Below are 18,292 nucleotides of genomic sequence, written 5' to 3'. Positions count from 1 at the left end.
CAGGCACGCAGCGCCACCGGCGCTGCACAGGCACGCAACGCCATCGGCGCTGCACAGGCATACGGCGCGGCCGGCGCGCATCGGATTCCCCACCCACGACGGAGACAAGGAAGATGCAGAGACGTTCGTTGATCCAGGCCGCGGGCGCCGCGGCCGCCACGCTGGGCGTGCCCCGGCTCTTCGCGCAGGAATGGCCCACCGGGCCGGTGCGCATCGTCGTCGGCTTTCCGCCCGGCGGCGGCACCGACGCACTGGCCCGCGTGGTCGCCCAGAAGCTCACCACCATGTGGGGCCAGCAGGTGATCGTCGAGAACAAGGGCGGCGTGGCCGGCGTGCTCGCGGCCGACTACGTGGCGCAGCAGCCCAGCGACGGCAGCACGCTGCTGATGGCCCACATCAACAGCCACGCGCTCGCACCCAGCCTGCAGCCCAAGCTGCGCTACAACGTGGAACGCGACTTCGTTCCGATCGTGCTGGTGGGCGTCACGCCCAACCTGCTGATCGCCAACCCGGCGCAGAAGGCACTTTCGGTGAAAGACATCGTCGCCGCCTGCAAGGCCGCGCCCGGCACGTTGAGCTTCGGCTCGGCCGGCGCGGGCTCGGCGCAACACCTGGCGCTGGAGATGTTCAAGCTGCAGGGCGGCGTCGATGCGCTGCACGTGCCCTACAAGGGCAGCGGGCCGCTGCTGGCCGACCTGATGGGCGGGCAGATCCAGTACAGCTTCGAGACCATGACCGCTGCCACGCCTCACGTGAAGAACGGCCGCGTGCTCGCCGTGGCGCAGACGCGCACCAAGCGCGCCAAGGGCCATCCCAACGTGCCGACGATGCAGGAGCAAGGCTTCCAGGGCTTCGAGGCCACCACCTGGTACGGCCTGGCCGGACCGGGCAAGCTGCCGGCCTCCATCGCGCAGAAGGTGAACCGCGACGTGAACACGGTGCTGGCGATGCCCGACGTGCAGGAGCGGCTCGACACCTACGGCGCAGAGGACGGCGGCGGTTCGCAGGACAAGTTCAAGCAGTTCATCAGCACCGAGATCGCGAAGTGGGCGAAGGTGGTCAAGGACGGCAACGTGCACGTGGAAACCTGAAGACCCTGGCTCACCCCCAGGCTTCGCGCACTTCGTGTCGCTACGCCAATCCCCTTCCGGGGGCAACACCCGAGGCCCGGCAAAGCCGGTTCCTCCGTGTTCCCGGAAGGATCGCCATCACCAGCCAGGTTTTTGCTGAGAAGATCGGGAAGATGACTCCATCCCAGACCGCCCTCACCGACGCACTCGTGGCCGCGCGCCGCGGCAACCGCACCCTCGACGCCACGCCCTGGCTCGACACCCTCGAAACAGCGACGCAAGCCTATGAAGTGCAGGACGCCGTCGCGGCCGCGCTCGGCTGGTTCGACGGCCAGCCCGTGCCCCGCGCATGGAAGTCGGGCGGCGGCTCGCGCACCGCGACGCTCACGCATGCGCCGCTGGCGCCCGCCGGTGTCCGCCAGAGCCCGGCCGATTTCAGCGACCTCGTGTTCCATACACCCGGCATCGAGGCCGAGATTGCGCTGCGGTTGGGCCAGGACGTGACACCCGCGCAGGCCGCGAAGCTCGATCACGAGAACGCCGCCGCGCTCATCGATGCGATGGCGGTGTCGGTCGAGATCGTCGATGCGCGCTGGCAGGACCTGCCCTCGACGCCCGCCCTGCTGCGTCTTGCCGACTCGCAGGTGCACGGCGCGCTCGTGATCGGCGAATGGAAGCCCTATGCCGCCGTCGACTGGGCCTCGCAGCGCTGCGAAACGAAGATCGGCAGCGCCGACGTCGTGGTGCGCGAAGGCACCCATCCGCTGGCAGACCCGGCCTGGTTGCTGCCGATCTGGCTGCGCCACATCACGCGCAATGGCCAGACAGTACCGGCCGGCACCGTCGTCACCACCGGTTCATGGGTCGGCGTGCTGCCATGCCGGCGCGGCGATCAGGTGACGGCCGAGTTCCCCGGCATCGGCGCCGTGCGCTTGAGCGTGTAGCGCCCACCTCCCACGCCCGAGCAGGCCACCAGGAAGTCGAGCACCGCCCGCACCCGCGCGGGCAGCGTGCCGGCCTTGCCGATATAGACCGCGTGGATCGGCTCCACCTCGGCCGGATTGAACTCCTCCAGCAGCGGCACCAGCCGCCCTGCGTCGATGTCGTGCTGTATGTGGTACAGCGACAGCCGCGCCACGCCCGCCCCCGCGATGGCCAACTGGCGCAGCGTTTCGCCGTCGCCTGCGCGCACGGGCCCGGCCACCGGCAGCCACTGCATGCGGCCGTCCACGCGCAGCGGCCAGTCGGGCGTGTTGCGCCGGTAGCTCCAGCCCAGGCGGCTGTGCGCCTCCAGCTCCTGCGGCGTGCGCGGCGTGCCGTATTTCTCCAGGTAGGCCGGCGCCGCGACGATGGACTGGCTGGTCTCGCCGAGCCGTCGCGCCACGAGATCGGATGCCGGCAACTGACCCCAACGGATCGCGATGTCGGCGCGCTCGTCCATCAGGTCGACGATGCGGTCGGTCAGCGCGATGTCGAGCGTGATCTGCGGATGCATCTCCAGCAGCCGCGGCACCAGCGGCACCAGCTTGTGGTGGCCGAACGAGACGCTGGCGTTGATGCTCACGCGCCCGCGCGGCGCGGCGCCGGCCGCGGCGCAGCGCTCGGCCTCGTCCATGTCGGCCAGCACGCGCAGGCTGCGCTCGTAGAACTCGGTGCCCTCGGGCGTGAGCTGCAGCTTGCGCGTGGAACGGTGCACCAGCTGGATGCCCAGGCGCAGCTCGAGCCGCGCCACCAGCTTGCTCACGGCGGAGGGCGTCATGCCCAGCAGGCGGGCGGCGGAAGAGAAGCCGCCCGACTCGACCACCTGCACGAAGGCTTCCATCTCGCCGGAGCGGTTGACGTCGATGCGCGGCATGGATCTTCCTTCAATCTGTGAGTTGATCTCACAAGTCTGTGTACTGGCGGCATTCTAGTCATCGATGGCCTTCGCCCGCACAGTACAGGCCATCATGCCAATAGCTCTCATCGCCCTCACCGCCGGTGCCTTCGGAATAGGCACCACCGAGTTCGTCATCATGGGCCTGCTGATGCAGGTCTCGACGGATCTTCACGTCTCCATCACGGCCGCCGGCCTGCTGATCTCGGGCTACGCGCTCGGGGTCGCGGTGGGCGCTCCCGTGCTCACCATCGCCACCCGCAAGCTGCCGCGCAAGACCGTGCTGCTCGCGCTGATGGCGATCTTCACGCTCGGCAACCTCGCCTGCGCCCTGGCGCCCAACTACGAGATGCTGATGGCCGCGCGCGTCATCACCTCGCTGGCGCACGGCACCTTCTTCGGCGTCGGCTCGGTGGTCGCCACCGGGCTCGTGGCGCCGGAACGCCGCGCTTCGGCCATCGCGATCATGTTCACCGGCCTCACTGCCGCCACGCTGCTGGGCGTGCCGGCCGGCGCATGGCTGGGCCTGCAGTTCGGCTGGCGCTCGGCCTTCTGGGCCGTGACGCTGATCGGCGTGCTGGCCTTCGCGGTGCTCGCAGTGTTCGTTCCGCGCGTGAAGAACGAGGCCAAGCCCGCGCCACTGCGCGATGAACTGGGCGTGCTGGCGCGTCCGCAGGTACTGCTCGGCCTCGCGATGACGGTGCTCGGCTTCGCCGGCGTGTTCGTGGTGTACACCTACATCCAGCCGCTGCTCACGCAGGTCACCGGCCTGCCGGAATCGGCCGTGTCGCCGATCCTGCTGGTGTTCGGCGGCGGCCTCGCCATCGGCAACCTGCTCGGCGGCAAGCTGGCCGACCGGGCACCGATGGCCGCCGTGTTCGGCACCCTGGTGGCGCTGGCCGTGGTGCTCGGTGCGATGCAGTTCACCATCGGCACGCCTTTCACCGCTGTGGTGTTCGTCGCCCTGCTGGGCGTGACCTCCTTCGCCACCGTGGCGCCGATGCAGCTGCGGGTGCTTGAGAAGGCCTCGGGCGCGGGCCAGAACCTCGCGTCCAGCCTCAACATCGCGGCCTTCAACCTCGGCAACGCACTCGGCGCCTGGGTCGGCGGCGTGGTGATCGACCACGGCCCGGGGCTGCGCGCGCTGGGCTGGGTGGCCGCGCTGATCACGCTGGTGGGCCTTGCCATCGCACTGTGGAGCCGCTCTCTGGACCGCAGCGAACCGCGCGATGCGCCGAGCGATTGCGCCTCGGCCCGAGCCTGATCGACACGCGAAGGCAGAATCGGCCGACCGACCGACATGCCTTCGTCTCCTCCCTCCTTCCGGGTCCGCCCGGCCATCGCCGCCGACGCTCCAGCGCTGGCGGCGTTGTCCATTCAGGTCTGGCTGGCCACCTACGCGACCGAAGGCGTGAGCGACCTGCTCGCGCGCTACGTGCTCGAACAGTTCACGCCCGCCGCGTTCACGGGGTGGATGGACGACGCGGGCACCGGATTGATCGTCGCCGGGGCCGACGGCCACCTGCTCGGCTACGCGCGCCTGGGCTTCGACGTCCCGCAGCCTCCGCCCCTGTCATCCGTGGCCGGCACAGAGCTTTGCACGCTCTACGTGCAGGAGCCGTTCACCCGCTCGGGCGTGGGCTCCGCCCTGCTCGACGAGGCCTGCGCCACGGCTCGCGAGCGAACCGGCAGCGACGCGATGTGGCTGACGGTCAACGCAAGAAACGAGCGGGCCTGCGGCTTCTACAGAAAGCACGGCTTCGTGCGCCGGGGCACGACGTGGTTCGTCCTCGGCGAAGGCCGTCACGAGAACCTCGTGCTGGCTCGCCCCTGAGCCCCTCCCTGCCTCCGGTGGTCAGTGCTCCTGCCGCGTGGGCGAATCGCTGCTCGAGTTCGATTCACCCGAGGGCATGAAGAACGCGAACCGGTCGCGCCCGGCCGCCTTCGCGTTGTAGAGAGCGGCGTCCGCCCGAGCCAGAAGCTCGGTGGCGGTGGCCGAGGAGCCGGCCGCGCGGTGGAACGCGATGCCGATGCTGGTCGTCACGTCCACACGCTGGCCGTCCACCACGAAGGGCGGCATGTGGACGCGCTGCACGATCTTTTCCGCGACCACGGCCGCCGCTTCCGGCGTGCCGAGCCCCTCCAGCACCAGCACGAACTCGTCGCCGGCCAGGCGGGCCACCATGTCGGTGCCGCGCACGCAGGCCTGCAGCCTGCGCGCGTACTCGGCCAGCACCGCGTCGCCCACGGCGTGGCCCATCGTGTCGTTGATGGCCTTGAAGTGGTCGATGTCGAGGAACATCAGCGCCAACGCATGGCCGGTGAGCTGCCCGCGCAGCACCGCGTCGGGCAGGTACTCATTGAAGGCCAGCCGGTTGGGCAGGCCGGTGAGCGTGTCGAGCCGGGCCAGCTCGATGAGCTTGTGCTCCACCACCTTCAGCGCCGTGATGTCCAGCGCCAGCGAGAAGATGCCGTGCGTCAGTCCGTCGGTGCGCACGTCTGGCACGTAGATGACCTGGGTGATGCGCTCGAAGCCCGCGCGCTGCGTGCGCGACTCGAACTCCACGCGCTCGCCGGCCAGCGCCCTGGCGAGCATCGGCTGGCGCGACACGTAGACCTCGCGGCCGGCCACCTCCTGGATGTGGCGCCCCAGCACCTGTGCCGGGTCGAGCCCGAGCCATTCGCGGCTGGTGGCGTTGGCGAAGGTGATCTTCTCGTCGCGATCGATGTAGGTGATCAGCGCCGGCATGTTGTCGGTGATGGCGCGCAGGCGCAGCTCGCTCTCCGCCTGGCGCAGCTCGGCCTCCTTCAGCGCCGTGATGTTGAAGGACATCAGGTAGAAGCCCACGACCTCGCCGCGCAGGTTCTTGTCCGGGATCAGGTTGACCTGGAAGTAGCCCTGCTTGCCGTGCAGCGGCGCGCGCACCGGAAAGCGCACCTTCTTGCCCGAGAACATGACCGGAAGGTACGGTTTGAGTTGGGAATAGATCGTCCTGCCCAGCGCTGAGCGCAACGTCGTGCCCTGCAGCGGAGCCCCCTCGCCCAGGCCCGCCATCTGGCGCGCCCTGACGTTGGCGAACAGGCAGTTCTGCTGGCGGTCGAAATAGCCGACCAGTGCCGGAATGCTGTCGGTCACGTCGCGCAGGCGGGTTTCCTGCTCCGTCAGGGCGCGGCGGATCTTGACCTCCTCGCTGATGTCGAAGGTCATCGAGAACACGCCGCACACCTTGCCGTCGGCGTCGAGGTCGGGGATGTAGTGGGCCTTGAAGGTGCGGTCGCCGATGCCCAGCGCCGGATCGCCCGACTTCTCGATGATCACCGTCTCCCCGGCCAGCGCACGCAGGAAATGCGGCTCAACCACCGCGAAGTCGGCCGGGCCGCGCACGTCGGGCATCAGGCGGCCCACCAGCGACGCGTTGTTGTGCAGGGCCCGCACGTGGGCATTGACGAAGGTGTAGCGCAGCGAGGCGTCGACGTGCGACACCATCGCCGGAATGCTGTCCGCGATGATGCGCACCTGCGCCTCGCTGTGCGCGAGGCTGCGCTCGATGGCGCGCCGCTGCTCCATCAGCTCGTCGAAGGTGCGCGCGAGGTCGCCGATCTCGTCGCGGGTGTAGCTGCGCTGCGCCATCTCGTCGTGAGGGGCGTCCTCCGGGGCTTCCTGGGTGAAGCGCATGTGCCGGTGCAGGTCGGCCAGCGGCCTGAGCTGCCTGCGGGCCACGGCCAGTGCCAGGGCGCCTGCCGAAAACGCCAGCGCCAGTGCGCCGAGCCAGGCGCCGCGCTCGATGGCGTCCACGGTCGCGAAGGCCTCGCTGCGTGGATACAGCGCGCCGACGATCCAGTTCGCGCTCTCCGCGCGGTCGAAGGCGTAGAGGGCTGGCACGCCGGCCTCGTCGACGCCTTCGCTGGAGCCCTGGAAGCCGGCCAGTGCGCGAAGGATCTGGGGCGTGCCGCCGCCTTCCGCCTGGATCTGGTTGAGGATGCGCGATGTGCGCGGATGGTCGACCACCACGCCGTCCGTGGTGGTCACGAACAGGTAGCCGGTCTTGCCGAACTTGACGTCGGTCAGCGTGCCCAGGACGTTGCGTTCCTTCAGGTTGATGGCGCCCGAAATCACGAACCTCACCTGCCCCGCGTGGTCGAGCACCGGTTCGGTGATGGCCACCTGGGCCAGCCCGTTGAGCCTGTTCCGGTAAGGCTCCGACACCAGGCCCGCCCTGGAGGCGACGGTCTGCTGGAAGTAGGCCCGGTCCTTGACGTTCACCTTGCCGATGGCCTGCGCGCCGTTCAGGTTGGCCACCAGGTTGCCGTCCATGTCGAGGAAGGCGACGTTGTCGAAGGCCTGCCGCAGCGAGACATGCTTTTCCAGGAAGGCCTGCAGTGCCGCGTCGGCCTGGAAGTCCTGCGCCTTCACGGTGCCGCCGAAGGTCTGCAGCAGGATGCGGCGGCTGTCGAACTTCTGGTCGATGGCATCCGCGATGGCGCTCACCCGGGCCAGTTCCTCGGCCGCGATCGAGGCCCGCATGTTGCTCTTGACCAGGTGCAGGGCGACGGTGGCGATCGCGAAGGTGGCCAGCAGGACCACGGCCGCCACGCCGAGGCTCAGGCGGGTATGCAAGCCGAGGCGGATTTTCGAGGAGCCTGTTTGAGTCATTGAGCGTGTTCGGACCGGTGCGTTGCCGGCAGGACTGGGGTTTCCGGGCACAGTATCGACGCGTTCTGCGCACCACGGAAGATATCGGAAGCCCTCCATTCTTGCCGTGTGGGGGTACGCAGCTGTACCCGGATCGGATTCAACCCATCTGCAGGAGCACGTCGCGTACCCGGTCCAGTGACGGATCGATGTCCGCCTCGTCGATGGCGCCGAAACCCAGCATCAGCCCCGGACGCGGCGGCGAGAAATGGAAGAACGGCGCCAGCGGATACAGCCCCACGTCGACCCTCCGGGCCAGCGCGATGAGCTGGCCGATGTCGATCTCGCGCCTGCAGATGGCCGCCATGTGAATGCCGGCCGTCACCGGCAGCAGCTCGAACCAGGGCGACAGGTCGCCAGCGAAGCGTTGCACGATGCGCTCCCGCCGCGCCGCGTAGGCCGCGTGGCAGCGGCGGATGTGCCTGTTGAGGTCGCCGTCGGCAATGAACTTGGCCAGCGCCCATTGCGCCTGCGTCGAGGTGTGCCAGTCGCTCAGGTGCCTGGCCGTGCCCACGGCTTCCAGCACCGCCGGCGGTGCGACCAGGTAGCCCAGCCGCAGATCGGGCGAAAGCGTCTTCGAGAAGGTGCCGACGAAGGCCACGCGGCCGTGCTCGTCCATGCTCTGCAGCGAATCGGCCGGGCGGCCTTCGTAGCGGAATTCGCTGTCGTAGTCGTCCTCGATCACGATGGCACCCAGCTCGTCTGCACGCGCCAGCAGCGCCCTGCGGCGGCGCTCGCTCATCGGCACGCCCAGCGGAAACTGGTGCGCGGGCGTCACGTAGATCAGCCGCGTGCCGTCGGGAATGCGCTCGACCACCAGCCCCTCGCGGTCGACCGGCACGCCCACCACCTTCGCGCCCTGCGCCTCCAGCAGCAGCCGGGCCGGCGGGTAGCCGGGCTCCTCCATCGCGACCGTGCTCCCGGGCTCCACCAGCACCCGCGCGATCAGGTCGAGCGCCTGCTGCGCGCCGTTGGTGACGAGGACGTCGGCCGCGCCGCAGCGCACGCCCCTGGAAAAGCTGGCATGCCGCGCGATGCCGTCGCGCAGTTCATGCAGCCCTTCGGCGTCGCCGTACAGCCCGCGCGAGCGCGCGCCCTGCCGCAGCGCATGCAGCACGCAGCGGCGCCAGTCGGCGTGCGGAAAGAGATCTCGCGCCGGAGCCCCGCCGATGTACTCGTAGCGCGCGCTGCCCGCCGGCGCGGGATGCCGCAGCGGCGTGCTCATGCCGCGCCAGTGCTCGACCATCGCCGAGCCCGCGAGCGCCCGTGCCGCCACGGGCGCCGGCTTGCGCGCCGCGCCTTCGGCCACGAAGGTGCCGCTGCCGACGCGCGCGGTGAGCAGCCGGTCGAAGGTCAGCCGGGCATAAGCCTCCGACACCGTCTTGCGCGACAGGCCCAGTCGCTCGGCGAGAAGCCGCGACGGCGGCAGCCTTTCGCCGGCGGCTAGCCAGCCAGCGCGGATCGCTTCCTTCAGCTGCCGGTAGAGCTGCCCGGTCAGGTCCTTGTCGCCTTCGATGACGACGTGCAATTCCATCGGATTGGTCTCCTGCGAATGCTCCGGATTGGCCGCCGCCGGCGGCGGCCCCGGCTCCTAGCATCGAGTCAGGATTGAACCACTACCCAAGAAGGAACCCGACATGCAAGCGCACTCCGAATCCCGCCTCGATTTCTACAAGGCCTCGCCCGACGCGCTCAAGGCGCTGATCGCCTTCGAGGTGGCTGTCGGCAAGCTCGGCCTGGAACCGAAGCTGCTCGACCTGGTCAAGCTGCGCGCCTCGCAGATCAACGGCTGCGCCTACTGCATCGACCTGCACACGGCCGACCTGCGCAAGGCCGGCGAAACCGACCGCCGCCTGGCCACGCTGAGTGTCTGGCACGAGACGCCCTTCTTCACCGGGCGCGAGCGCGCCGCGCTGGCGTGGACCGAGGCGGTGACGCAGGTCTCGCTCACGCACGTACACGACGAGGCCTACGAGGCGCTCGCGGCGCAGTTCAGCGAGGCCGAACGGGTCGACCTGACGATGGCGATCAATGCGATCAACAGCTGGAACCGGCTGTCGATCGGCTTCCGCAAGCAGCTGTCGACCTGAGCGCCTGCAGTTCGCCGCATCAGGCCTTCACGATGCGCGCGCTCGCGGTGGAGCGCGCGACGATGCGGCCCTCGGCGTCGCCGAGCTGCGCCTCGAGAAAGGCGATGCTCCTGCCGCGCTGCACGACGCGGCCTTCGCCGTACAGCAGGCCGGGCTTCGCGGCGGCCAGGAAGGACACGCTGAAGTCGATGGTGACGGAGTACGTTTCCTCGCCGTTGAGCACCCACAGCGCCGGGCCCATCGTGTCGTCGAGCATCGCCGCCAGGATGCCGCCCTGCACCGCTCCGGCGGGGTTCAGGAATGCATCGGTGGCCGTGAAGCTCAGCCGGATCGTGCCCCTGGCCCGGTCGAACTCCAGCACGCGCTGGCCGAAGAGTTCCGCGGTCGGCGGCCGGGGAAAGCGCTCCAGCAGAGGGTCAGGCACCATTTTTCGCTCCGGAAGTGGAGCGAAAAATCCTAGGCGGCTGCTGCTGACAGCGTGGTGTCAGCAGTGGCGATGCGTCCACGCGTGTCGAGCAGCTCGTCTACGAGATCGTCCACCCGCTGCTCGGCGCGCCGCAGCGACTGCGCAAGCTGCTCGCCGCCGAATTCGTCGGACTCCACCGCCGCCTCGAACACCTCGGTGATGCCGATGTAGCCCAATGCCGAGCGCACGCTGTTCTCGGTGTGGTTGAGGTGCGCGATGCGCCCGCCCGCGTCGTAGCCGTGGTCGCCGCGCGCACCGAGGAGCACCACGCGCTTGCCCATGTCCGCCAGCATCGGCCAGTACGGCACCGCCCCGCGCGAGCGGTCGAAGCCGAAGGTGCGGCCCACGCGCACGATGTTGTCGATCCAGGCCTTGAACTGCGCGGGCACGCTGAAGTTGTACATGGGCAGGCCGATGACGACGAGGTCGGCCGCGACGAGCTGATCGACCAACCGATCGCTCTCGGCCAGCGCCTCCGCCATCCATGGTTCGCGCGCCGCGGGCGGCGTGAAGGCCGCGTGAATCCAGCGCCCGTTGACGTGCGCGGGCGGCTGCTGGCCCACGTCGAGGTAGTCGATGCGGTCGGTGGGCCGCGCCTTCTGCCAGCGCTCGACGAAACGCGCGGACAGGCGGCGCGTGTGCGAGCCGTGGAGGTCGGTGTCGGAACGGCCGGGGCGGGCGCTGGCGTCGATGTGGAGGATGTTCATGGTCGTTGTCCTGCTCGTGATGGATGAATTGGTGTCTTTCATTCCGCGCTGCCAGAATGCTGCGCAGGCCTCTAATCTATGGATCGAGGTCATTCCTCACAAACGACGATTTCTCCTCTTATGAACGAGATTGGCTCATCCATCCGCCCTCCCCGCCGGCTGCCTCCCCTGCTCTCGCTGCGCGCCTTCGAAGCCGCGGCCGCGCACCTGAGCTTCCAGCGCGCGGCGCTCGAGCTATCGGTCACGCCTTCGGCCATCAGCCATCAGGTGCGCGGGCTCGAAGACACGCTGGGCCAACCGCTGTTCCGGCGGCTCACGCGGCAGCTCGCGCTGACGCCCGCGGGCCAGCGGCTCTTCGACGACCTGCGCATGGGCTTCGATCTGCTCGAGGCCGGCGTCGACAGGCTGCGCCGGCCCGCCGCGTCGCAGGCCGTGACGCTCACCACCAACACGGCATTCGCAGCGCGCTGGGTGCTGCCGCGCATGGATGCGTTCCGCAAGGCCAGCCCCGGCGTGGAACTGCGGCTGCATGCTAGCGACACCGTGGTCGACCTGGCGCGCGGCGATGCGGACATCGCGGTGCGCTCGGGCATCGGCAACTGGCCGGGCCTGGTGTCGCGCGAGCTGATGCGCGAGCACTATGCGCCGCTGTGCAGCCCGATGATGGGCCTGAAGCGCGCGGAAGATCTGCCGAAGCACCGGCTGATCCACTGCGACTGGCAGCCGCAGGCGCTCGCGCCCGCCGTGTGGCCGCGCTGGTTCCGCGAAGCCGGCGTCGTGCCGCCGAGGGGGCGCGCGATGAAGGCATCGGACCTGTCGTTCTCCGACGAGACGCACGCGATGCTGGCGGCGCTCGCCGGGCACGGCGTGGCGCTGCTGAGCCTCACGCTCTCGGCCGAGGAGCTTCGCAGCGGTGCGCTGGTGCAGCCCTTCGGGCCCGCGCTCGATACCGGCAGCTACTTCCTTGCGGTCGCGAGCGGCAGGGAGAACGAGCCGGCGATCCGCGCCGTCTGGGAGTGGATCGCATCGCAGGCCGCCTCAGGCTGAGCGGTATCTGAAGAGCGGGCTTGCATGTCGTTACGGTTCTCGCGCAGACTCCGGCAACAACAAAGCGAGGAGCCCCCCAATGACGAGGTTTGTCCGCGCGCCCTTTGCCATCGCAACAGGTGCGCTGCTTGTAATAGCTTTGACCTCATGTGGGGGCGGCGGCGGAGGCGGTGGGGGCGGAGGAATCGGCATAGGGCTCGGCACAGGCGGCGGAACCACCTCGCCGCCGTCTTCCTCCACGCCGGAACTGCCCGCACGCGAAGCGCTCATTGCCCGCGCCAGGAGCTACGAGCTCAACACGCCGTACGTGCCGCCACCGGGTGACCCGCTGGAGCACAACACTTCCGGCTACGCCAAGGCGATGTGCTCCGCGGCGTTCATCACCGGCCTCGACCCCGACGTGGCGGCCGAGAGCGTCGGCTACTTCACCGGGCCCTACGACCAGCGCAAGAAGGTCGGCAAGCCTGTGGTGGACAGCGTCAAGAAGGAAGTCCGCATCACCATTCCCAACGGCCCGACGCTGACCGCGCGCTACTTCGGCTCGCAGGGCTGCATCACGCTGCCGCCCGGCCGGGACGACGTGTTCTTCACGCCGGTGGCCGTCAAGAGCGCTCTGCCCGACCCATCGACACAGCAATGGCCGATGGGCGACATCGTGCCCTCCGGCTCCGCACCCGGCATCGACACGACGAAGGTGGGCCAGGCGGTCGATGCGGCCTTCGAGCTGCCGAAGGCCTACACCGCGGCCTTCGTCGTCACGCACAAGGGGCGCATCGTCGGCGAGCGCTACATGAACGGCATCACCTCGAGCACGCCGCTCGAGTCGTGGTCGATGGGCAAGAGCGTCACCGCGACGATGATGGGCGTGCTCATGAAGCAGGGCGTGTACAGCCTCGACCAGCCGGCGCCCATTCCGGAATGGCAGGGAGCCGACGACAAGCGCAAGGAAATCAGGATCCAGGACATCCTGCACATGTCGAGCGGCCTGCGCATCAAGGCGCCGGACGACCCGGACTTCGACCCCACCGGCACCTACCCCGACCACGTCTACTTCTACACGGGCCGCATCAACATCTTCAACTACGCGGCCACGCGGCCGCAGCAATGGCCGCCCAACACCATCGGCCGCTATCGCAACACCGACCCTGTGCTGGCGAACTACCTGATCCGCCTGGCGGTGGAGAAACGCGGCGAGGAATACCTGTCGTTCCCGCAGAGAAACCTGTTCGACAAGATCGGCATCCGCACGATGACGCTGGAGACCGACCCCTACGGCAACTTCATGGGACAGGGCTACGACTTCATGTCGGGGCGCGACTGGGCGCGCCTGGCCAACCTGTACCTGCAGGACGGCGTGTGGAACGGCGAACGCCTCTTGCCAGAGGGCTACGTGAAGTTCGTGAGCACGCTCGCGCCGGCCTGGGCCGCCGACAAGCGGCCGATCTACGGCGGCTTCTTCTGGCTCAACGGCTCGAGCACCTGGCCGGTGCCGACCTCGGCCTACTACATGCTGGGCGCCGGCGGGCAGGTGGTACTGATCGTTCCTTCGCACGACCTGGTGGTGGTGCGGCTGGGCTTCGACAAGGGGGCCAACGCGTCGGTCACGAGCCTGCGAAAGGCGCTGACGCTGCTGATGCAGGCGGTGCCCAGTTCGTCCTGACCTCTGCGCCAGAAGCGCAAAGGCCTCCCGGGGGAGGCCTTTTTTGCGCCCGTCCGGCTTACTCCGCGCGCTTGCTCAGGAGTGTCTGCACGACATAGCCGTCGCGGTAGACCGCCTCGATGGTCCCTTCCACCCGGTCACTGGCATGCGCGGTGACGAACTTCTGCTCCGTTACCCGGTAGACCACCATCGTGCTGGACGAATGCTTGCTGAGCGTGCGGGCCACGCCGGTGGCTTGTCTCAGGGTCGGATATGTCTCCATGGGGCTCTCTTCCTTGTCCTCTCGATGCCTCAAATGTTAACTCTTTGGTATTCGAATATGCCTCAGGGTATTTTCCAAGCGCAAACGCCTGCGATTCTCTTCGGTTCGTCTTGTTCAGGAATCGGATGATCCGGCCATTGACAAGCCTGGGCCAGCGGGTCGATCGCGCACCGTCATGCATCGAGGCCGTGCGTTGCCCCTTCACTACACTGCCATCCCGATGAGCCCCGGCATCCTGATCTCCCACTTCGCCAGCGGCGACATGCTCCGCAGCCGAAGCGTGAGCGGCGTGGTGCTGGCGGGCACGCTGGATGTGCCCGCGCCTGCGCCACGCCTGCTCTCGGACTGGGACAGGGAGATCGCGTCGCAGCTCTCGCTGGAGCCGGGAGACGTCGAGGCACTTCCCCTGCCACGCGCTCGCGCACGCTGGCCCGACTACAGGCACTGCGTGCAGGCCGTGTCCGACTGGACGCTCGCGCTGGGCCTGCCAGGGGTGCTCGGCTCGGCCGACGTGGCCCTCATGGCCTGCCGCGGCGCGAGGTATCACCACGACGGCATGCAGTACGGCGGTGCGGCCTTCTGCAATCTCTTCATGAGCGAGGACAAGGGGCTGGACCTGCACTTTCCCCATGCAGGCCTGCGGATCCCGCTCCGGCGGGGCACGGCGGTCGTCTTCGACACGGGCCAGCCGCACGGCGTCATCCGGCGCGGCAGCACGGGCTTCGACCCGGCGGACTTCGCGGACGGCAAGGACTGCAACCAGGTCTTCCTGACCTGGGAGCTCCCGATCGAGGATGCCCATGTGACAAGGGCCCTGCGGATCGACTTCGACATCGCATCGCCGGCATCTGCCCGGCCCGATGAAGAGCAGCTCATGCGAAACGGCGCGCCGGCCGTCGTGTGCCCGGACTCGGGCCGCTGGCTCGACGCCAGTTGATCGCGCTCAGCGCGCCGTAGGTGAGGCGCTGACGGCCAGCCCCCGCAGGCATTCGTTGACTGCCTGCAGCGGCGTCTTCTCGTGGCAGCGCGCCACTGCCTCGCGGGCGACGGCTTCGCTCAGGCGACGCTCCTGCGCAGCCTCGACCTGCAGCTCGACGATCCACTTCATGAGCATGGCGAGCACGATCAGCAATCCGACCATGGCGGCCATCAGCGTCACGCGCCAGTTCCCGGCGCGGGGCAAGGGAGTCGCGGTCTTGCCGGCCAAGGTTTCTTCCCGGGTACTCATCTAGCGCGGAAGGTCCGGAAAGACCCACATGCTCAGCCCGAGGATCAGGCCGATACCCAGGGACACGATGGCTGCGGTCGTGAACATAGATGCCGCGATGATGTTCTGCACGAAGACGGCCACCAGCACGAAACCCACGGAGGCCACGATGCACAGCACCACCGGCAACCAGGCGACGTAGGCCGGCCGGCGCTGGAGCGCCGCGGGCTCGTCGGGACTGGTTTCGCGCAGGAACGGGGTGCGCATGATCTGCCTCCTCTTCGCGATATGTCGCGTGTCTGTCTGTCGCCGAAGAAGGCCGAAGGCTCCGAAACAGCGACGCATGCTTGCGGCACCACGCTCCACACTCCCTCGCATGGCCCGTTCGCAACCTTTACTGACCTTCGTCAAAAAGTACCGGGAGGTTATGGAAAACATCGGATGGGGTTAAGGGATTACTGCGCGAACGCCGTACTTGAAAACAGGCACGGCACAGAAAGCTCATGAACCTGCGCAATATTTGACAAGTGTCAACAGTGCGCCGGAGCACGACTACGCCTTTCGTATTCCTGGCGCAGCACGGCCCGGCGCAACGAGCGAAGCGCGTCCCCTGCTCAGCCGCAGAGATCGAAGATCGCTTCCATGATCAGCTGGTAGCCGCTCCAGAACAGCCAGTGATCGCCGCACTGCGTGAACGGCCCGGCCATCGCGGGAGCCGCAACGGCCAGCGACGACAGGATCGCCGCAACGACGCCGGCCTTGACTACGGTTGCACGTTTCATGATTTCCTCCTCCAGTGGTGCTGTCGAACGCAGGACATCACGCTCCTGCGGCGCGACGAGTTGCACCCGCAACTCATCGGGAGGGACTCTAGAAATGTGAACAGCCGGCCGCCAGTGCCTAAAGTCACCGCGCGCGAAATCAGGTGCCTGCACCCGGCGGCTGCAGCCCTCTCACCCACTCGAACACCGCCGCCACCGCGGGCTCGTTTCGCCGTGCCTCGGGGCACACGAGATGAAACGGAAGCCCCGGCAGCTGCGGACCGAACGGCTGCACCAGATTGCCCGCGCGCAGTTCGTCCGCGATCAGCGCGAGGCCCATCAGCGCGACGCCCTGCCCCTGCAGCGCGGCGGACACGGTGTGCGTCTCGTCCGAGAACACCGGCCCCGCCGACACATCGAGGCCCGGCACCTGCGCCTCCTGCTGCCATGCGGCCCAGGTGCCTGGCTGGTTCCTGCTGCCTGGCACCGCGAAGTGAAGCAGCGTGTGCCGCGTCAGATCGCCGCGCCGGCGCAGCTTGAGCGCAGGGCTGCAGGCCGGCGCGAAGACGGTATCGAACAGCTTCTCCGACACCATGCCCGGCCACTGCCCGCGGCCGTAGCGGATCGCGATGTCGGCCGTGACGCCGTCGAGCGCGACAGCGTCGTGTGACGCATGGATGCGCAGGTCGAGTCGCGGATGCAGCGCGCGCAGCGTGCCCACGCGCGGCAGCAGCCAGCGCGCCGCGACGGCCGGCGTGGTCGACAGGGTGATGGCCATCCGCTGCGGCGGCGCACGCAACCGCGCGACCGCATTCGCCATGGCATTGAACGACTCGCTCAGCACCGCCTGCAGCTCCCTGCCCTGCGGCGTCAGCACCAGCTGCCTCGGCTGGCGGATGAACAGCGGCACGCCCAGCGCGCCTTCGAGCTGCCGCACCTGGTGGCTGATGGCCGTGGGCGTGACCGAGAGCTCGTTGGCCGCGAGCTTGGCGCTGCAGTGGCGCGCGGCGGCCTCGAAGGCCCGCAGCGCCGCCAGCGGAGGGAGTTGTCGAAGGTTGGCCATGGATGAATCAAATTTTCATCAACACAAAGAAATTGTCGTTTGTCGGGCCGCCTCTCCCTAAATACAGTGAGATCCAAGCCAGCCCGAAAGCTGAATTTCCTTCATCCAACCCTTCATGTCAAAGAGGATCTCGCCATGACCACACTGCTCCACATCGACGCCAGCGCCCGCCCCGGCCGTTCGGGCACGCACGTTCACGGCTCGCACTCGCGCCGGCTGAGCCATCACTTCGTGTCGACCTGGCGCGCGACGCGCCCCGATGACGAAGTGATCTATCGCGACATCGGCGCCACGCCGCCAAGCAACGTCACCGGCGAATGGATCGCGTCGGGCTACACGCCGGCCGAACAGCGCGAGCCGTGGATGCACGCCGTGCTCGCGGAGAGCGACGCGCTGATCGCCGAGATCCGCCGCGCCGACGTGCTGGTGATCGGCGTGCCGATGTACAACTTCGGCATGCCTGCGCCGCTGAAGTCATGGATCGACAACATCGTGCGCATCGGCTCCACCTTCAACTACGACCCCAGCCGCGAGAACCCGTACGTGCCCCTGCTGGCCGAGCGCACCCGCCGCACCGTGCTGCTCACCTCGTGCGGCAGCAGCGGCTACCGGCCGGGCGGATTCCAGGCGCACCTTGACCTGCTCACGCCGGGCATCACGGCTCCGCTGTCGCTGCTCGGCCTCGACGAAGTGCACAGCGTCGCGATCGAACATGCGGAGGACCACGGCGACCTGCTCGACCGCTCCATCGCCGATGCGCTCGCCCGTGTCGAAGCGCTCGTTGCCGAGCTGCAGGCCGCGTGATCCGGCGCGACCTCGATAGTCGCGTCGCTGCCACTACTTTTCGACAAGATGTTGCAAGCGCGGTGCGTGCGTGATTTGATGCATCGCGTACATCAGGGAGTCCTAGAAGAAAGAAAAACGGGACGAAAGAGAGGTCGCGATGGGACGACTCGAACATCAGGTGCGCGCATGCGCGACATCGGTTTTCCTGCTTGCAGCAGCGACAGTCGGGACATCGGCATGCGCCCACGCGGCGGATGGCACGATCCACTTCACGGGCGAGATCGTGGCCGCGCCCTACTCCATCAGCTCGGCGCCGGCCACGATGGCCGCGCGCATCGGCAAGGCGGGGCCCGCCAGCGAAGTGATCTTCCAGCGCCAGTACATCGACCGGCCGAGCGCCAGCGTGCGAGTCGATGCCCTTGGCGGGCAACCGCTGGAACTGGCCTTCACCGATGCGCGAGGCCAGAGGCATGCACTGGCCCCGAAGGACGCGCGCGACATCGGGCAGGACGGCGGCACGCTTTCGATCCGCCCGAAAGGCGGTACCACCGACGGCACGAGCCGCGTGACGGCCGCGCTGGTGACCGTCACCTACAACTGAAGA

At 68.4% G+C, this 18,292-nt stretch carries 20 protein-coding genes; 10 read left to right on the top strand and 10 right to left on the bottom strand.

Annotated features, from left to right (window positions below; genetic code table 11):
* Positions 1–113: 113 nt before the first annotated feature.
* Together BMY35_RS00560 and BMY35_RS00555 are read left to right on the top strand one after the other, a co-directional pair.
* The gene (locus BMY35_RS00560; protein ID WP_093195056.1) at positions 114–1,091 is read left to right on the top strand and encodes a Bug family tripartite tricarboxylate transporter substrate binding protein; all 978 of its coding nucleotides are present in this window, start codon (positions 114–116) and stop codon (positions 1,089–1,091) included.
* A 152-nt stretch (positions 1,092–1,243) separates the two neighbouring features.
* The gene (locus tag BMY35_RS00555) at positions 1,244–2,014 is read left to right on the top strand and encodes a fumarylacetoacetate hydrolase family protein (RefSeq protein WP_093195055.1); all 771 of its coding nucleotides are present in this window, start codon (positions 1,244–1,246) and stop codon (positions 2,012–2,014) included.
* Here BMY35_RS00555 and BMY35_RS00550 read toward each other — a convergent pair.
* Complete coding sequence (locus tag BMY35_RS00550; RefSeq protein ID WP_093195054.1) at positions 1,963–2,925, bottom strand: LysR family transcriptional regulator; 963 nt, start codon at positions 2,923–2,925, stop codon at positions 1,963–1,965. The genes BMY35_RS00555 and BMY35_RS00550 overlap by 52 nt on opposite strands.
* Before the next feature lie 94 nt (positions 2,926–3,019).
* On the opposite strand from BMY35_RS00550, the gene BMY35_RS00545 reads away from it, so the two are divergent.
* Positions 3,020–4,210 (top strand): MFS transporter, encoded by a 1,191-nt coding sequence (locus BMY35_RS00545; RefSeq protein ID WP_093195573.1) that lies wholly within the window; start codon positions 3,020–3,022, stop codon positions 4,208–4,210.
* Between the two features lie 36 nt (positions 4,211–4,246).
* Positions 4,247–4,780, top strand: a complete 534-nt coding sequence (locus BMY35_RS00540) for a GNAT family N-acetyltransferase (protein WP_093195053.1) — start codon at positions 4,247–4,249, stop codon at positions 4,778–4,780.
* A 21-nt stretch (positions 4,781–4,801) separates the two neighbouring features.
* On the opposite strand, the gene BMY35_RS00535 is transcribed toward BMY35_RS00540, so the two are convergent.
* Together BMY35_RS00535 and BMY35_RS00530 are read right to left on the bottom strand one after the other, a co-directional pair.
* A complete protein-coding gene (locus BMY35_RS00535; protein WP_256227896.1) occupies positions 4,802–7,564 on the bottom strand; it encodes a sensor domain-containing diguanylate cyclase in 2,763 nt (920 codons plus the stop codon).
* 175 nt (positions 7,565–7,739) lie between these two features.
* Entirely contained in the window at positions 7,740–9,173 is a 1,434-nt protein-coding gene (locus tag BMY35_RS00530; protein WP_093195051.1) for a MocR-like pyridoxine biosynthesis transcription factor PdxR, read from the bottom strand.
* A gap of 103 nt (positions 9,174–9,276) precedes the next feature.
* Between BMY35_RS00530 and BMY35_RS00525 the strand changes: the two genes are divergently transcribed.
* Positions 9,277–9,729, top strand: a complete 453-nt coding sequence (locus BMY35_RS00525) for a carboxymuconolactone decarboxylase family protein (protein ID WP_093195050.1) — start codon at positions 9,277–9,279, stop codon at positions 9,727–9,729.
* Between the two features lie 19 nt (positions 9,730–9,748).
* Here BMY35_RS00525 and BMY35_RS00520 read toward each other — a convergent pair whose 3' ends face one another.
* The gene (locus tag BMY35_RS00520) at positions 9,749–10,156 is read right to left on the bottom strand and encodes a PaaI family thioesterase (RefSeq protein WP_093195049.1); all 408 of its coding nucleotides are present in this window, start codon (positions 10,154–10,156) and stop codon (positions 9,749–9,751) included.
* Between the two features lie 29 nt (positions 10,157–10,185).
* The gene (locus BMY35_RS00515; protein WP_256227893.1) at positions 10,186–10,902 is read right to left on the bottom strand and encodes an FMN-dependent NADH-azoreductase; all 717 of its coding nucleotides are present in this window, start codon (positions 10,900–10,902) and stop codon (positions 10,186–10,188) included.
* A gap of 120 nt (positions 10,903–11,022) precedes the next feature.
* Here BMY35_RS00515 and BMY35_RS00510 point away from each other — a divergent pair, with 120 nt between their 5' ends.
* Together BMY35_RS00510 and BMY35_RS00505 are read left to right on the top strand one after the other, a co-directional pair.
* A complete protein-coding gene (locus tag BMY35_RS00510) occupies positions 11,023–11,949 on the top strand; it encodes a LysR substrate-binding domain-containing protein (RefSeq protein WP_093195047.1) in 927 nt (308 codons plus the stop codon).
* 79 nt (positions 11,950–12,028) lie between these two features.
* Positions 12,029–13,609, top strand: a complete 1,581-nt coding sequence (locus BMY35_RS00505; RefSeq protein WP_093195046.1) for a serine hydrolase domain-containing protein — start codon at positions 12,029–12,031, stop codon at positions 13,607–13,609.
* Positions 13,610–13,667: 58 nt separating this feature from the next.
* On the opposite strand, the gene BMY35_RS00500 is transcribed toward BMY35_RS00505, so the two are convergent.
* Positions 13,668–13,871: a hypothetical protein gene (locus BMY35_RS00500; RefSeq protein WP_093195045.1), complete on the bottom strand. Its 204-nt coding sequence runs from the start codon at positions 13,869–13,871 to the stop codon at positions 13,668–13,670.
* 220 nt (positions 13,872–14,091) lie between these two features.
* On the opposite strand from BMY35_RS00500, the gene BMY35_RS00495 reads away from it, so the two are divergent.
* Positions 14,092–14,808, top strand: coding sequence for a hypothetical protein (locus BMY35_RS00495; protein ID WP_093195044.1), 717 nt, complete (start codon positions 14,092–14,094; stop codon positions 14,806–14,808).
* Positions 14,809–14,814: 6 nt separating this feature from the next.
* Here BMY35_RS00495 and BMY35_RS00490 read toward each other — a convergent pair whose 3' ends face one another.
* From BMY35_RS00490 to BMY35_RS00480, 4 genes are all read right to left on the bottom strand, one after another.
* Positions 14,815–15,078, bottom strand: a complete 264-nt coding sequence (locus tag BMY35_RS00490) for a general secretion pathway protein GspL (protein WP_256227890.1) — start codon at positions 15,076–15,078, stop codon at positions 14,815–14,817.
* 21 nt (positions 15,079–15,099) lie between these two features.
* Entirely contained in the window at positions 15,100–15,345 is a 246-nt protein-coding gene (locus BMY35_RS00485; protein WP_093195042.1) for a hypothetical protein, read from the bottom strand.
* Positions 15,346–15,692: 347 nt separating this feature from the next.
* A complete protein-coding gene (locus BMY35_RS38225) occupies positions 15,693–15,860 on the bottom strand; it encodes a hypothetical protein (protein ID WP_177213546.1) in 168 nt (55 codons plus the stop codon).
* 139 nt (positions 15,861–15,999) lie between these two features.
* Complete coding sequence (locus tag BMY35_RS00480) at positions 16,000–16,902, bottom strand: LysR substrate-binding domain-containing protein (protein WP_093195041.1); 903 nt, start codon at positions 16,900–16,902, stop codon at positions 16,000–16,002.
* 135 nt (positions 16,903–17,037) lie between these two features.
* Here BMY35_RS00480 and BMY35_RS00475 point away from each other — a divergent pair, with 135 nt between their 5' ends.
* Together BMY35_RS00475 and BMY35_RS00470 are read left to right on the top strand one after the other, a co-directional pair.
* The gene (locus BMY35_RS00475; protein ID WP_093195040.1) at positions 17,038–17,706 is read left to right on the top strand and encodes an FMN-dependent NADH-azoreductase; all 669 of its coding nucleotides are present in this window, start codon (positions 17,038–17,040) and stop codon (positions 17,704–17,706) included.
* A gap of 139 nt (positions 17,707–17,845) precedes the next feature.
* A complete protein-coding gene (locus BMY35_RS00470) occupies positions 17,846–18,289 on the top strand; it encodes a fimbrial protein (protein ID WP_093195039.1) in 444 nt (147 codons plus the stop codon).
* The last annotated feature ends 3 nt before the right edge of the window (positions 18,290–18,292 follow it).

Origin of the sequence: Variovorax sp. YR750, from assembly GCF_900109805.1 — a bacterium.
Lineage (GTDB): Bacteria > Pseudomonadota > Gammaproteobacteria > Burkholderiales > Burkholderiaceae_C > Variovorax > Variovorax gossypii.
Note: the sequence above shows the minus strand (reverse complement) of the source record. Positions and strands in the feature narration are given on the sequence as shown.

Excerpts from the sequence above, each read along its gene's own strand:
- BMY35_RS00560 (WP_093195056.1), top strand. The coding sequence starts at position 114 with ATGCAGAGACGTTCGTTGATCCAGGCCGCGGGCGCCGCGGCCGCCACG.
- BMY35_RS00555 (WP_093195055.1), top strand. The coding sequence starts at position 1,244 with ATGACTCCATCCCAGACCGCCCTCACCGACGCACTCGTGGCCGCGCGC.
- BMY35_RS00550 (WP_093195054.1), bottom strand. The coding sequence starts at position 2,925 with ATGCCGCGCATCGACGTCAACCGCTCCGGCGAGATGGAAGCCTTCGTG.
- BMY35_RS00545 (WP_093195573.1), top strand. The coding sequence starts at position 3,020 with ATGCCAATAGCTCTCATCGCCCTCACCGCCGGTGCCTTCGGAATAGGC.
- BMY35_RS00540 (WP_093195053.1), top strand. The coding sequence starts at position 4,247 with ATGCCTTCGTCTCCTCCCTCCTTCCGGGTCCGCCCGGCCATCGCCGCC.
- BMY35_RS00530 (WP_093195051.1), bottom strand. The coding sequence starts at position 9,173 with ATGGAATTGCACGTCGTCATCGAAGGCGACAAGGACCTGACCGGGCAG.
- BMY35_RS00525 (WP_093195050.1), top strand. The coding sequence starts at position 9,277 with ATGCAAGCGCACTCCGAATCCCGCCTCGATTTCTACAAGGCCTCGCCC.
- BMY35_RS00520 (WP_093195049.1), bottom strand. The coding sequence starts at position 10,156 with ATGGTGCCTGACCCTCTGCTGGAGCGCTTTCCCCGGCCGCCGACCGCG.
- BMY35_RS00515 (WP_256227893.1), bottom strand. The coding sequence starts at position 10,902 with ATGAACATCCTCCACATCGACGCCAGCGCCCGCCCCGGCCGTTCCGAC.
- BMY35_RS00510 (WP_093195047.1), top strand. The coding sequence starts at position 11,023 with ATGAACGAGATTGGCTCATCCATCCGCCCTCCCCGCCGGCTGCCTCCC.
- BMY35_RS00505 (WP_093195046.1), top strand. The coding sequence starts at position 12,029 with ATGACGAGGTTTGTCCGCGCGCCCTTTGCCATCGCAACAGGTGCGCTG.
- BMY35_RS00500 (WP_093195045.1), bottom strand. The coding sequence starts at position 13,871 with ATGGAGACATATCCGACCCTGAGACAAGCCACCGGCGTGGCCCGCACG.
- BMY35_RS00495 (WP_093195044.1), top strand. The coding sequence starts at position 14,092 with ATGAGCCCCGGCATCCTGATCTCCCACTTCGCCAGCGGCGACATGCTC.
- BMY35_RS00485 (WP_093195042.1), bottom strand. The coding sequence starts at position 15,345 with ATGCGCACCCCGTTCCTGCGCGAAACCAGTCCCGACGAGCCCGCGGCG.
- BMY35_RS38225 (WP_177213546.1), bottom strand. The coding sequence starts at position 15,860 with ATGAAACGTGCAACCGTAGTCAAGGCCGGCGTCGTTGCGGCGATCCTG.
- BMY35_RS00480 (WP_093195041.1), bottom strand. The coding sequence starts at position 16,902 with ATGGCCAACCTTCGACAACTCCCTCCGCTGGCGGCGCTGCGGGCCTTC.
- BMY35_RS00475 (WP_093195040.1), top strand. The coding sequence starts at position 17,038 with ATGACCACACTGCTCCACATCGACGCCAGCGCCCGCCCCGGCCGTTCG.
- BMY35_RS00470 (WP_093195039.1), top strand. The coding sequence starts at position 17,846 with ATGGGACGACTCGAACATCAGGTGCGCGCATGCGCGACATCGGTTTTC.